Here is a 13,976-nt window from a genome sequence, read left to right on the forward strand (position 1 = left end):
GTCTCCCGGAAATATCGGTCAGGCCCGGCGGCGAACGATCTGGTAGCGCCGGGCGATGTAGCCCAGCGGTGCGCTCCAGACGTGCACCAGGCGGGTGAAGGGGAAGACCAGGACGATGGTCAGGCCGACGAAGATATGCAGCTTGTAGATCCAGCCGATACCGACCAGATAGTCCGCGGCACCGCCCTGGAAGAAGACGATGGCCTGAGCCCAGTGGGCGAGCCGGAGCATCACGCCGCCATCCAGGTGGCCCAGCGCCGGGATGATGGTGAGCAGCCCGAGAGTCACCTGCACCACCAGCAGCAGGATGATGACGGTGTCCATGAGGCTCGACGAGGCCTTGACCCGGGCATTGGTCAGGCGTCGCCAGGCCAGCATGGCGCCGCCGACCAGGCACATCACCCCGGCGATACCGCCCACCAGAATGGCGATCACCTGCTTGGTGCCGGCACTCATGAAGGGTGCATAGACCCAGTGCGGCGTCAGCAGGCCGACCAGGTGGCCGAAGAAGATCACCAGGATGCCGATGTGAAAGAGGTTGCTGGCCAGGCGCATGCGACTCGACGACAGCATCTGGCTGGAGCCGGTCTTCCAGGTGTACTGGCCGTGATCGAAACGCAGCAGGCTGCCGATGAGGAAGACACTGCCGGCGAGATAGGGGTAGAGCCCGAACAGCAGGGTGTGGAAATAGCTCATGACGGATCTCCTTGTGGCCGTGCGGACGGGTCGAGAACCCGCACCGCCTCGCTGTGCGTCGCCCGCTTGCGTTCGGCGAGCCGCCGCCCCTCGGCGGACTGCAGGGCACAGTCCTGGTCGGATTCGGCGGAGAAACGCACTGCCTCCTCTTCCCAGACCGCATCCAGCGCCTCGGGGGTGTTATCGGGTGCTTCCTGCTTCACCGTTTCGCGATGCGCATCGACATCGCCCTCGGCACCGATCAGCCCCAGCAGCGCCAAAGGCACCAGGGCGTGGTCGGCCTCGCGCTCCTCCAGACGAGCGGTGAGCCGCGCCAGAATATGGCGGATCTCGCCCAGCCAGCGGCCGATATCGGCCTCCGGGCGGGTGGAAAGGTACTCCAGGAACAACGGCAGGTAGTCCGGCAGCTCGCGGGCATCGAGCTCGAAGCCCGCAGCGCGATACTCGCCCAGCAGGTCGACCATGGCCTGGCCCCGGTCACGGGATTCGCCGTGGACATGCTCGAACAACAACAGCGAGGTGTTGCGACCGCGGTCGAACAGCGCCACGTACTCGGCCTGCAGGTCGAGGAGATCGGCATCCCGCAATCGCCGGCACCAGTCCTTCAGGGAAGTTCGCAGCGCCGGTCGCCAGCGCCGTTCGGCATCGAGGATCGCGATCATCTCCGGTGCGGCGGCCTGAAGCTCCCCGGTGGGGTAATCGAGCAGCCTGGCCAGCACACGCAGGCTGCGCATGCCGCCCGCCGGATCAGGGTATGACATCGCCGCTTCAGCCATGACGACTCTCCTCGGTCTGCGCATGGGGATCAAAGACCTCCACCGGCTGGACCAGGGTGGTCGTCTGCCGGCGGCCGCCGAACAGGCCGGCATCACTGTCACCGCCCTGGCAGCCATCGCCGAAGCTGAAGCCACAGCCACCGCGTTCGCCGAAGGCCTCGGTGGCCAGCTCGCGGTGGCTGGTGGGAATCACGAAGCGATCCTCGTAGTTGGCAATGGCCAGGTAGCGGTACATCTCCTCCACCTGGGCTTCGCTCAACTCGACCTCGTCGAGCACCTCGTTTCTCGCCTCGCCTTCCACATGCTTGCCACGCATGTAGACGCGCATCGCCATCAGCCGCTTGAGGGCCAGCACCACGGGCTCCTCCTCGCCGGCGGAAAGCATGTTGGCCAGGTACTGCACCGGGATGCGCAGCGACTCGATCTTCGGCAGCACGCCGTCGTACTCGACCTGGCCCGCCTCGGCGGCGGACTGGATCGGCGACAGCGGCGGCACGTACCAGACCATCGGCAAAGTGCGGTACTCGGGGTGCAACGGCAGTGCCAGGCCCCAGTCCATGGCCAGCTTGTAGACCGGCGAGGCCTGGGCGGCGGCGATGACGTTGTCGGCGATGCCGTCCTTCTTCGCCTGGGCGATCACCTCCGGGTCGTGAGGGTCGAGGAAGATCTGGCGCTGGCGATGGTAGAGATCGCGCTCGTCGACGGCACTGGCCACTTCCTCGATGCAGTCGGCATCGTAGAGCAGCACGCCCAGATAGCGGATACGCCCCACGCAGGTTTCGGAGCAGACCGTGGGCTGGCCGGCTTCGATGCGCGGATAGCAGAAGATGCACTTCTCGGACTTGCCGCTCTTCCAGTTGTAATAGATCTTCTTGTAGGGGCATCCGGAGATGCACATCCGCCAGCCACGGCACTTGTCCTGATCGATCAGCACGATGCCGTCCTCCTCGCGCTTGTAGATCGCCCCGCTCGGGCAACTCGCCACGCAAGTGGGGTTCAGGCAGTGCTCGCACAGCCGCGGCAGATACATCATGAAGGTGTTTTCGAACTGGCCGTAGATATCGGCCTGTACCTGTTCGAAGTTGGCATCGCGGCGCCGCTTGGCGAATTCGGTGCCGAGAATCTCCTCCCAGTTGGGCCCCCACTCGATCTTGCTCATGCGCTGGCCCGAGATCAGCGAGCGCGGCCGCGCAATGGGCTGGTGCTCGCCCTGCTTGGCATTGTGCAGTCGCTCGTAGTCGAAGGTGAACGGCTCGTAATAGTCGTCGATCTCCGGCAGGTCGGGGTTGGCGAAGATGTTCGCCAGCACCCGCCACTTGCCGCCGATGCGCGGTTCGATGCGGCCATCCTGACGACGCAACCAGCCGCCCTTCCACTTGTTCTGGTTCTCCCATTCCTTGGGATAGCCGATGCCGGGCTTGGTCTCGACGTTGTTGAACCAGGCGTACTCCATGCCCTCGCGACTGGTCCAGACGTTCTTGCAGGTCACCGAACAGGTGTGACACCCGATGCACTTGTCGAGGTTGAGCACCATGCCGACTTGCGAGCGAATCTTCATTTCACGGCCTCCTGCTGGTAGTCGTTGCCTTCGCCGTCCAGCCAGTCGATGTGCTTCATCTTGCGCACCAGCACGAACTCGTCGCGGTTGGAACCGACAGTGCCGTAGTAGTTGAAGCCGTAGGCAAGCTGCGCATAGCCACCGATCATGTGGGTCGGCTTGGGACACACCCGGGTGACCGAGTTATGGATGCCGCCACGGGTGCCGGAGATCTCGGAGCCCGGCACGTTCACGTTGCGCTCCTGGGCGTGGTACATCATCACCATGCCGTTCTTGACCCGCTGGCTGACCACCGCCCGGGCGGCGATGGAACCGTTGACGTTGTACAGCTCGATCCAGTCGTTGTCCTCGATGCCGATCTCGGCGGCGTCGTCCTCGGAGAGCCAGACCACCGGCCCGCCGCGGTTCAGCGTCAGCATCAGCAGGTTGTCGGAATAGGTGGAGTGGATCCCCCACTTCTGGTGAGGCGTGATGAAGTTCAACGCCTTGCTCGGGAAGCCGTTGTCGGCCGGCGGTTCGACGTACTTCGCCGCCTTGGTGTTGATCGGCGGGCGATAGACCAGCAGGCTCTCGCCGAAGGCGCGCATCCAGGCATGATCCTGGTAGAACTGCTGGCGACCGCTGACGGTGCGCCATGGAATCAGTTCATGAACGTTGGTGTAGCCGGCGTTGTAGGAAACGTGCTCGTCCTCGAGCCCCGACCAGGTGGGACTGGAGATAATCTTGCGCGGCTGGGCGACGATGTCGCGGAAGCGGATCTTCTCCTCTTCCTTGTTGACGGCCAGATGGCTGTGGTCGCGCCCGGTGATCTTCGACAGCGCCCCCCAGGCCTTCACCGCCACCTGACCGTTGGTCTCCGGGGCGAGCGTCAGCACGGTCTCGGCGGCATCGATGGCGCTCTCGATGCAGGGGCGTCCCTTGGCCGGGCCCTCGAGCTTGCGCCGGTTCAGTTTTCCGAGCAGTTCGACTTCCTTGTCGGTGTTCCAGCTGATTCCCTTGCCGCCGTTGCCGAGCGCTTCCAGCGCCGGGCCGAGCGAGGTGAAACGCTCATAGGTGGCCGGGTAGTCACGCTTGACCTCGATCAACGCCGGCAGGGTCTTGCCGGGTACCGGCTCGCACTCGCCGCGCTTCCAGTCACGCACTTCGATCTGGCCAAGCTCCCCGGGAGAATCGTGCTGCAATGGCAGGGTGACCAGATCGGTCTCCTTGCCCAGATGTCCCACACAGACCCGGGAAAAAGCCTTGGCGATGCCCTTGTAGATCTCCCAGTCGCTGCGCGACTCCCAGGCCGGGTCGGTGGCCGCGGTCAGCGGGTGGATGAAGGGATGCATGTCGGAGGTGTTGAGATCGTCCTTCTCGTACCAGGTCGCCGTGGGCAGCACGATGTCCGAGTAGAGACAGGTGGTCGACATCCGGAAGTCCAGGGTCACCAGCAGGTCGAGCTTGCCCTCGGGTGCCGTGTCGTGCCACTTCACCTCTTCGGGCTTGGTACCGCCCTCCTCGCCCAGATCCTTGCCCTGAAGGCCGTTGCGGGTGCCCAGCAGATACTTGAGCATGTATTCGTGGCCCTTGCCCGAACTGCCCAGCAGATTGGAGCGCCAGATGAACATGTTGCGCGGGAAGTTCTGGGGGGCGTCGGGGTCCTCGGCGGCGAATGCCAGCTCGCCGCTCTTCAAGCGCTCGACGACATAGTCGGCCGTGGACTGCCCCGCCTCGGCGGCGGATTTGGCCAGGTGCAGAGGATTGGTCGCGAGCTGCGGCGCGGATGGCAGCCAGCCCATGCGCTCGGCGCGCACGTTGAAGTCGATCAGGCTGCCCTGGTAATCGGCCGGGTTGGCCAGCGGCGAGAGGATCTCCTTGATCTCGAGCTTCTCGTAGCGCCACTGCGAGGAATGGTTGTAGAAGAAGGAAGTGGAGTTCATGTGCCGCGGCGGGCGGGTCCAGTCCAGGCCGAAGGCCAGCGGCAGCCAGCCGGTCTGCGGGCGCAGCTTCTCCTGACCCACATAGTGGGCCCAGCCGCCGCCGCTCTGACCGATGCAGCCACACATCACCAGCATGTTGATCAGGCCACGGTAGTTCATGTCCATGTGGTACCAGTGGTTCATGCCGGCACCGACGATGATCATCGAACGTCCACGGGTCTTGTCGGCGTTGTCGGCAAACTCGCGGGCGATGCGCGCTGCCTGCTCTGCGGGCACGCCGGTGATCTTCTCCTGCCAGGCCGGCGTATAGGGACGGACCTGATCGTAGGTGGTGGCGCCGTCGTCGTCGCCCTCCTGACCGAAGCCACGATCGATACCGTAGTTGGCGCACATCAGGTCGTACACGGTGACCGCCAGCACCTCGCTGCCGTCGGCCTTCTTGAGACGCTTGGCGGGCAGGCAATGGAACAGCAGCTCGTCGCTGCCGCCTTCGTTGGCAACATGCGTGAAGTGCTCGTGGGCGATGCCGCCGAAGTAGGGAAAGGCCACCCGAGCCACCTCGTCATGGTGCTCGGCCAGGGTCAGCAGCGGCTTGATCTCCGCGCCCTCGGCATCGCGCGACTCGAGGTTCCACTTGCCCTTTTCGTGTGCCTCGTCGCCGTTCTTTTCACCCCAGCGGAAGCCGATGGAGCCGTGCGGCACCACCAATTGGTCGCGGGTCTCGTCCCAGGCCAGGGTCTTCCACTCGGGATTGTTGTCCTGCCCCAGGCTGGCCTCGAAGTCACTGGCGCGCATCTGGCGCCCCGGCGCATAGCTGCCGTCCTCGCGAGGCTCGAGCTCGACCAGCAAGGGCATGTCGGTGTAGCGCCGTACATAGTCGGTGAAGTAGGCGCTGGGCTTGTCGAGGTGGAACTCCTTGAGGATGACATGGCCCATGGCCATGGCCAGGGCGGCATCGGTGCCCTGCTTGGCAGAAAGCCACTCGTCGGTGAGCTTGGAGACCTCGGCATAGTCCGGCGTGATGGAAACGGTCTTGGTGCCCTTGTAGCGCACCTCGGTGAAGAAGTGCGCATCCGGGGTACGCGTCTGGGGCACATTGGAACCCCAGGCGATGATATAGCCCGAGTTGTACCAGTCGGCGGACTCCGGCACATCGGTCTGCTCGCCCCAGGTCTGGGGGCTCGCCGGCGGCAGGTCGCAGTACCAGTCGTAGAAGCTCATGCATACGCCACCGATCAGCGACAGATAGCGGCTGCCGGCGGCATAGCTGACCATCGACATGGCAGGGATCGGCGAAAAACCGATGATGCGATCCGGGCCGTACTGCTTGGCGGTGTAGACGTTGGAGGCGGCGATCAACTCGTTGAGCTCGTCCCAGTCGGCGCGCACGAAGCCCCCCATGCCACGGGCCTGCTTGTAGCGCCGGGCGCGCTCCGGATCCTCGACGATCGTCGCCCAGGCCTCGACCGGGTCACGCTGTTCGGCCAACGCCTCGCGCCACAGCTCGAGCAGCGGCTTGCGGATCAACGGGTGCTTCAGGCGATTGGCGCTGTACAGGTACCAGGAGTAGCTGGCCCCACGCGGGCAGCCACGTGGCTCATGATTGGGCAGGTCGGGCCGGGTGCGCGGATAATCGGTCTGCTGGGTCTCCCAGGTGACCAGGCCGTTCTTGACGTAGATTTTCCAACTGCATGAGCCGGTGCAGTTCACCCCGTGGGTCGATCGCACGATCTTGTCGTGCTGCCAGCGCTGACGATAGCCCTTCTCCCAGCCCCGAGTCTCCTCGCGAAGCTCTCCATGACCCTGGGAGAAGGGAACTCGGGCCTTGCGAAAGAAATTCAGCCGATCAATGAAATGGCTCATGGTGGCTCTCCAGGCTCCTCGAAATCTGCATGACCGCCGGGATCCGCCCGTTCATGGGTTGTCCGGCCCTCCCAGCGTGGTCATCGTGGGTAAGGATTCTGGGCGATCAAAACGCCGATTACTGCCTGGTTACCCCTATATCGTCCGCTTCTACCTCCAAGGTGATACGCGTCGCCTCCTCCATCGGCACATGAATGAAGGACGTCCGCGTCAGTATCGAAAAAGAGCCCCAGGGGCACGCCTGATAGGGAAGCGCCAATCAACTAGGCTGTGTTTTGAAAAGTCGATGAGCGATGATTTTTAACGCCGTATAACCGAGCACAGGCACTTTTCGAACATGCCTAGGCCTCGTCTGAAAAGTCGACGAGCGAAGGTTAGACAAGGCGAAAATTTGCGAAAATGCGGAGTTTACAAGGAGTAAATGAGCATTTGAGCGGATTTTCAACGCCGTATAACCGAGCGTAGGCGCTTTTCAGACAGTGCCTAAGGTATAGTGGCGCCCATCGCTCAAGCGTCCTCTGGAGCCCCGATGAAACTGTTACAGCGCTCTCTGGCGGCCCGCATCACGGCTTCGTTGCTGGCGATCAGCGCCATGGCGTTGATCAGCATCGCCGTGACCACCTGGATCGCCAGCGGCAGTCGAGGGGATGCCGCCACCATCAACTGGGCCGGGTCGCTGCGCATGAACACCTACCAGGTGGTCACCGCCCTGCAGCGCTACCAGCATCAGCCCGATGCCGCACAGCGCCAGCATGTCGCGGATATGATGGAGCGTTTCACCGAGCGACTGGGCAACCCGCAACCGATCGACTCCCTGCGGATATCCGAAAAGCACCCAATACGCACTCACTACCAGCAACTCGAACGTCACTGGCAGAACCGGCTGGCTCCACGGATCGCCGCCACCATCGACGGCGATACCGAGATTGACCCGCTTCTCTCCGAGCTGGAACGCCAGGTGGACGACATCGATCAGATGGTTTCGCTGCTCGAGCAGCACAGTTACACCAAACTCCAGCGCCTCGCGACGCTACAGCTATTCTTCCTGGCGTTGACGGCCGTGGTCGTCGCCATCGCCCTCTACGACATTCGCCACCACCTTGTGCGCCCGCTGCGCCAACTGGTAGTACTGGCGCGCGAGACCAGCCGGCACAATTTCAACCATCGCAGTCACTTGCAGGGCGATGACGAACTGGCCCTGCTCGGCCGGGCCCTGGACAGCATGGCCGAGGAGCTTGGCACCAGTTATGCCGAGCTTCAGGACCGGGTATCACGCAAGAAGCAGGAGCTGGCCCGCAGCAACGCTGCCATGCAGATCCTGCATGATGGTAGCCGGGCCCTCTATGGAGGTGGCAACGACCTATGTACCAGCGCCGCCCCCATGTTGCGCCGTCTGGAGGAACTGCTCGAGATTGGCCCGATCGGGTTATCGCTGCATGATCCCTTCGATCATCGCGAAGTGCCCATTCTCGTCACCCATTCGCCATCCCGGCCGGCCTACTGCCGCGATCACGACTGCAATGCCTGTCTGCTCGATCCCAGTCCCGAGATATTCACCGCAGAGGGCCGCGAAGGACTCGAGCGTCTTCTGCTGCCCGTGAGCGTCGGCACCACGCTGCTCGGGACCCTCGAAGTTTATTATTCCGCCGACCTCGGGCTCACCGACAGCACTCGACGCCTGCTCAATGCCCTCTCCGATCAACTGGCCACGGCCGTCTATCTGCAGCGACGCATCGAGCAGCAACAACAGGTGACGCTGATGAACGAGCGGACCATCATCGCCCGTGAGCTGCACGACTCCCTCGCCCAGTCGCTGTCCTACCTGAAGATCCAGGTCGCCCGCCTGGAGCGCATGCAGTCCAAGGGCCTGTCCCGGGAGGATCAGGCGCCGGTGTTCGACGAGCTGCGCACCGGGCTGGACAGCGCCTACCGCCAGTTGCGCGAGCTGCTCACGACCTTCCGGCTGCGCTTCGACAGCCCGGGCCTGCAGAGCAGTCTGAGCCAGACTGCCGCAGAGTTCAGCGAACGCCTGGGCTTTGCGGTGGAATTCGATTTCGACGTACCGCCGCAACTGCTCAACCCCAACGAAGAAATCCACGTGTTGCAGATCGTCCGCGAGGCACTGGCCAACATCCTCAAGCATGCCCGTGCCCACTGGGCCCGCATCAGTGTACGTTTCGTCGAGGCTCACCTGAGGGTCGTCATCGAGGACGATGGCGTCGGCCTGGAAAGCGATACCTCTCCCCCCATGCACCATGGCCTGGTGATCATGCGCGATCGTGCCGACACCCTGGGAGGCAATCTCCAGGTGCGCAGGCGCGATGTCGGCGGTACCCTCGTAGCCCTCGATTTCACCCCACAGACGGCTCGGCTGATTGCCCAGCAGACAGCCTGAGCGTCGCCGGCCAGCCAGAGATTCGCCAGATGACTCAGTCCCACGACACCGCCAGCATCCTGATCATCGACGACCACCCGTTGCTTCGACGCGGCGTCCTCCAGTTACTCGAGCTCGAGGACGACCTGGTTCTCGTCGGCGAGGCGGGTACGCCCGCCGAAGGCCTGCGCCTGGCCGACGAACGCGACCCCGACCTGATCCTGCTCGATCTCAACATGCCCGACATGGACGGTATCGAGACCCTCAAGCGACTGCGCGCCAACGAGTTCGCCGGGCGCATCGTGATCTTCACCGTTTCCGATCACGAGGAAGACGTGGTCGCCGCCCTGCACGCCGGCGCCGATGGCTACTTGCTCAAGGACATGGACCCGGACGACATGGTCCACCAGCTACGCCAGGCGGCGCTGGGCCGCATGGTGATCAGCGACAGCCTGGCCTCGCTGCTCGCCGAGGCATTGCGCAATCAGAAAGGCCAGTCTACCGCTCCGGACATTCATAGCCTGACCCAGCGCGAGAGGGAGATCCTGCGCGAACTGGCCGCAGGGCTGTCCAACAAGCTGATCGCCCGCCGACTCGATATCACCGAAGGCACGGTCAAGGTGCACGTCAAGCATCTGCTCAAGAAGCTCAACCTGCGCTCACGGGTCGAAGCGGCCGTATGGGCCGTACAGGAAGGCATTGGCAGATAAGGGGAAATACCTCCGATGATCCGACCCGCTCTCCCGGCCTGTCCCGTAACGCCGACATGTCATCCAACTCCTTGATCCAGCGGAAAAACGACGCCTTCCACCTCTACTCCCAAGGAGGTACTTGGCTGATTTCACGGCGTTTTTGACGCATTTCTCCATCGCCATCCCCGGCGTATCTTTCCCGACAAAGCCCCTCACGGGGCCCATCGTGAATATCAGGGGGAAATGCGCCATGGACCGAGAGCGTGTCGACGCTGTCCGCCGTGCAGACGAGCACGGCCTTCCACCGAGGGAAGGCAGACCCAACGCCGATATCGAGCACTGGGATGTCGAGGATGCGGCTTTCTGGGAGACCTACGGGAGTCGGGTCGCCAATCGTAATCTGTGGATTTCCATACCCAGCCTGGCGATGGGGTTCGCCATCTGGATGATGTGGGGCATGATCACCACGCAGATGCAGAACCTGGGCTTCCCCTTCACGGTGGACCAGCTCTTCACCTTGACCGCCATCAGCGGCCTTTCCGGCGCCACCCTGCGAATCCCCGCTTCCTTCATGATCCGCATCGCCGGCGGCCGCAACACCATCTTCCTGACCACCGCCCTGCTGATGATCCCCGCCCTGGGCACCGGTCTCGCCCTGATGAACCCGCAGACGCCCTTCTGGGTCTTTCAGGCCCTGGCCCTGCTCTCGGGCATCGGCGGCGGCAACTTCGCCTGTTCCATGAGCAACATCTCGACCTTCTTTCCGAAAGCGCAGCAAGGCTATGCGCTGGGCATGAATGCCGGACTGGGCAACTTCGGCGTCACCACCATGCAGATCCTGATCCCCCTGGTGATGACCGTGGGCCTGTTCGGCGCCCTCGCCGGCGCTCCCATGCCGCTGCAAAGCGCCAGCGGAACGCTCATCGGTCGTATCGAAGCCGGTACCGATGCCTGGATACAGAACGCCGCCCTGATCTGGCTGGTATTTCTGATTCCCCTGGCCCTCGCCTGCTGGTTCGGCATGAACAACCTGCGCACCATCACCCCGCAGCCAGGCAATCCCGCTTCGGCCTTCGGCAAGATACTCGGCTTCTATGGCGTGGGCATCGTCACCTCGGTGGTGGGTGTACTGACCCTGGGCTGGATCAGCATGTGGATCGCCCTGCCGGTCACCATCCTGCTGACGCTCGCCGCACTGCGCTCGCTGCCCGGCGATATCAAGCCGGCCATCCAGAAACAGTTCTCCATCTTCTCGAACAAGCACACCTGGTCGATGACGGTGCTCTACATCCTCACCTTCGGCACCTTCATCGGCTTTTCCGCCGCCTTGCCGCTCTCCATCAACGTCATCTTCGGCAACATGATGGACGTGGCCGCCGATGGCAGCCTGATCCGAGTGCCCAACCCGGATGCCCCCAGCGCCCTGACCTGGTCCTGGATGGGTGCCTTCGTGGGCGCCTTGATTCGCCCGGTGGGCGGCTGGATATCGGACAAGGTCGGCGGCTCCATCGTCACCCAGATCGTCTCTGCGATCATGGTGGTGGCCTCCATCGCAGCCGGCTACGTGATGATGCTGGCCTACAACGCCACCGATCCGAACCAGTATTTCTGGATATTCCTGGCACTGTTCATCGTGATGTTCGCGGCCAGCGGCATCGGCAACGGCTCCACCTTCCGCAGCATCGGCGTGATCTTCGATACCCAGCAGAAAGGTCCGGTACTGGGCTGGAGTTCGGCGATCGCCGCCTATGGAGCCTTCATCGCTCCGCAAGTGATCGGCGGGCAGATCAAGGCCGGCACTCCGGAACTCGCCATGTACGGCTTCGCCGTTTTCTATGCGCTCTGTCTGGTGGTGAACTGGTGGTTCTATCTGCGCCGCAACGCCTACGTGAAGAACCCCTGACCTCGGCATCATGACGACAACTGCAGATTGCAGTGCCCAACTCTCAGGTAGGAGAAACAGGCAATGGCCTCCCATCGCTTCAAGCAGAATTCGATTCTGGTGGCCAATACATTCGCCTTCACCATGTGTTTCATGGTGTGGACGATGTTCGGCGAAATCGGCGTACCCATCGCCGAGCAACTCGATCTCAATGGCACCCAGTTCGGCATCCTCACCGCAGTTCCCATCCTGACGGGGTCGCTGAGCCGTCTCCCCCTTGGCGCCATGACCGACCGCTACGGTGGCCGCCCGGTATTTCTTGGCGTGCTGATCGTCGCCTTGCCCGCCATCTGGTTGATCCAGTTCGCCACGCAGTACTGGCAACTGCTGGCCCTGGGCGCCTGCATCGGCCTGGTCGGCGGTAACTTCTCGGTAGGCATCACCTATACCGCCAAGTGGTTCGAAAAGGACCGCCAGGGCCTGGCCATGGGCATCTTCGGCGCCGGCAACGCCGGTGCCGCCGTCACCAAGTACATCGCGCCCACGGTGATCATCATGCTGGGCTGGCAATCGGTGCCCAACATCTATGCGGCGATCATGCTGATCACCATCCTGCTGTTCTGGTTCTTCACCTATAGCGACCCGTCCCATCGGCGCTCCCAGGGAACATCGCTACGCACGCAGTTGAAAGTGCTCAACGATCCCAGGGTATGGAAATACTGCCAGTATTACTCGGTGGTGTTCGGTGGTTACGTGGGAGTCTCGCTGTGGCTGACCCGTTACTACATGAACGAGTATGGCCTGGGCATCCAGTTAGCGGCGGTGATCGCCACCGTCTTCGTGCTGCCCTCCGGCGTGATTCGCGCCTTCGGCGGCTGGCTTTCCGACCGTTTCGGTGCTCACACCGTCACCTGGACCTGCATGTGGGCCAGCCTGATCGCCCTTTTCATCATGTCCTACCCGGCCACCCACTACAGCGTACAGGCCGCTGGTGGCCAGGGTACCGTGGAATTCGGCTTCGGCATCCCGGTATGGCTGTTCACGGCGGCGCTGTTCGTGGTGGGTATCGCCTGGGGCATCGGCAAGGCCTCGGTGTTCAAGTACCTATCCAACGAGTACGACGAAAACCTGGGCCTCGTCTCCGGTATCGTCGGGCTGGCCGGCGGACTGGGCGGCTTCCTTCTGCCGATCATGTTCGGGGCCCTGGTCGATCTCACCGGCGTGGCCACCACGGTGTGGATGCTCTGCTTCGGCGTGACCCTGGTCTCCATCATCTGGATGTGGTGGACCGAGCGCCGGGTTCCCATCCTGACGCGCGAAGAAGAACCCAACCCTTCAGCCACTCGCTAACGGGAGCCCGAACATGAAGATAACCTCAATCATCCTCCTGCCTATCACACGCACCGCTGGCTGGAAGGAACTGCAGCAGCGCAGGCCTTCCATCCCCACGCTGGCCTGGTGCCTGGTACTGCCCATGTCGTTGCTGCCACCGATACTGCTCTACTACGCCGGCACCCATTATGGTGATGATTTCATGGCCGGCTTCGGCGACCGCCAGTGGCGCTTCATCACCACCATCCTGTTCCTCGCCGAGCTGCTGACCTTCTTCGTCATGGGCTGGCTGATCCACGCCGTGGTCAATGCAACGCGCGAGCTATCGATCGACTACCAGAACGCCTACTTGCTGGCCGCCCTGGCACCGCTGCCGATGTGGTCCGCCTCGATACTGCTGCTGATTCCCAGCCTGCTGCTCAATGTCATCGCGGAATTGGGAGCCCTGGCCCTTTCCTGCAGCCTGATCTATCACGGCCTGCAGGCACTCTGCGAGCGACGCAGCAACGATGTGGTCACCATGTCCGCCACCTACACCGTCATGGCCGCGGGGGTCCTCGCCTGGGGGGTATTACTGGGCATCATCCTGGCCTTTTAAATGATAGAACGACACCGGCCAGACATTCACGTCTGGCCGGGTCTTGAGATGCTTTCCCTTCAGCTAGCTCAGGCGCTCCTGCAGGTCGCGACCTTCTCCCCTTCGGTCCATCGGCAATATGAGATTGCCGCTACATGTAAAAACATTCAGAACACCTGAACGAGCTTTCCGGCACCCTGGATCTCAATATCTATCACCCTGTCCCCAACATTTTCCCACAACATCCCCCATCATCAATGAACCATCTATCACATCCACCTCCCCCAACCTCTCACTCACCAGA

The 13,976-nt window shown here is 62.8% G+C and carries 9 protein-coding genes; 5 read left to right on the forward strand and 4 right to left on the reverse strand.

Annotated features, from left to right (window positions below):
- Positions 1-18: 18 nt before the first annotated feature.
- The 4 genes from narI to HELO_RS10245 are packed head-to-tail and all read right to left on the reverse strand — an operon-like array spanning position 19 to position 6,815.
- Positions 19-696: a respiratory nitrate reductase subunit gamma gene (gene narI, locus HELO_RS10230; protein ID WP_013332607.1), complete on the reverse strand. Its 678-nt coding sequence runs from the start codon at positions 694-696 to the stop codon at positions 19-21.
- The gene (narJ, locus tag HELO_RS10235; RefSeq protein ID WP_013332608.1) at positions 693-1,472 is read right to left on the reverse strand and encodes a nitrate reductase molybdenum cofactor assembly chaperone; all 780 of its coding nucleotides are present in this window, start codon (positions 1,470-1,472) and stop codon (positions 693-695) included. The genes narI and narJ overlap by 4 nt, the downstream gene beginning before the upstream one ends.
- Positions 1,465-3,030 carry a nitrate reductase subunit beta gene (narH, locus tag HELO_RS10240; protein WP_013332609.1) on the reverse strand — a complete coding sequence of 522 codons (1,566 nt, stop codon included), beginning with the start codon at positions 3,028-3,030 and terminating at the stop codon, positions 1,465-1,467. Before narH ends, narJ begins: the two co-directional genes overlap by 8 nt.
- Positions 3,027-6,815, reverse strand: coding sequence for a nitrate reductase subunit alpha (locus tag HELO_RS10245; RefSeq protein WP_013332610.1), 3,789 nt, complete (start codon positions 6,813-6,815; stop codon positions 3,027-3,029). Before HELO_RS10245 ends, narH begins: the two co-directional genes overlap by 4 nt.
- Positions 6,816-7,344: 529 nt before the next feature.
- Between HELO_RS10245 and HELO_RS10250 the strand changes: the two genes are divergently transcribed.
- The 5 genes from HELO_RS10250 (at position 7,345) to HELO_RS10270 (ending at position 13,693) form a co-directional block, all read left to right on the forward strand.
- Positions 7,345-9,210: a type IV pili methyl-accepting chemotaxis transducer N-terminal domain-containing protein gene (locus HELO_RS10250; RefSeq protein WP_013332611.1), complete on the forward strand. Its 1,866-nt coding sequence runs from the start codon at positions 7,345-7,347 to the stop codon at positions 9,208-9,210.
- A 29-nt stretch (positions 9,211-9,239) separates the two neighbouring features.
- On the forward strand, positions 9,240-9,899 hold the full coding sequence (gene narL / locus HELO_RS10255) for a two-component system response regulator NarL (protein WP_013332612.1): 660 nt from the start codon (positions 9,240-9,242) through the stop codon (positions 9,897-9,899).
- Positions 9,900-10,131: 232 nt separating this feature from the next.
- On the forward strand, positions 10,132-11,784 hold the full coding sequence (locus tag HELO_RS10260; protein ID WP_013332613.1) for an MFS transporter: 1,653 nt from the start codon (positions 10,132-10,134) through the stop codon (positions 11,782-11,784).
- A 63-nt stretch (positions 11,785-11,847) separates the two neighbouring features.
- Positions 11,848-13,113 carry an MFS transporter gene (locus tag HELO_RS10265; protein WP_013332614.1) on the forward strand — a complete coding sequence of 422 codons (1,266 nt, stop codon included), beginning with the start codon at positions 11,848-11,850 and terminating at the stop codon, positions 13,111-13,113.
- 13 nt (positions 13,114-13,126) lie between these two features.
- The gene (locus HELO_RS10270) at positions 13,127-13,693 is read left to right on the forward strand and encodes a YIP1 family protein (RefSeq protein ID WP_013332615.1); all 567 of its coding nucleotides are present in this window, start codon (positions 13,127-13,129) and stop codon (positions 13,691-13,693) included.
- The last annotated feature ends 283 nt before the right edge of the window (positions 13,694-13,976 follow it).

Origin of the sequence: Halomonas elongata DSM 2581, from assembly GCF_000196875.2 — a bacterium.
Lineage (GTDB): Bacteria > Pseudomonadota > Gammaproteobacteria > Pseudomonadales > Halomonadaceae > Halomonas > Halomonas elongata.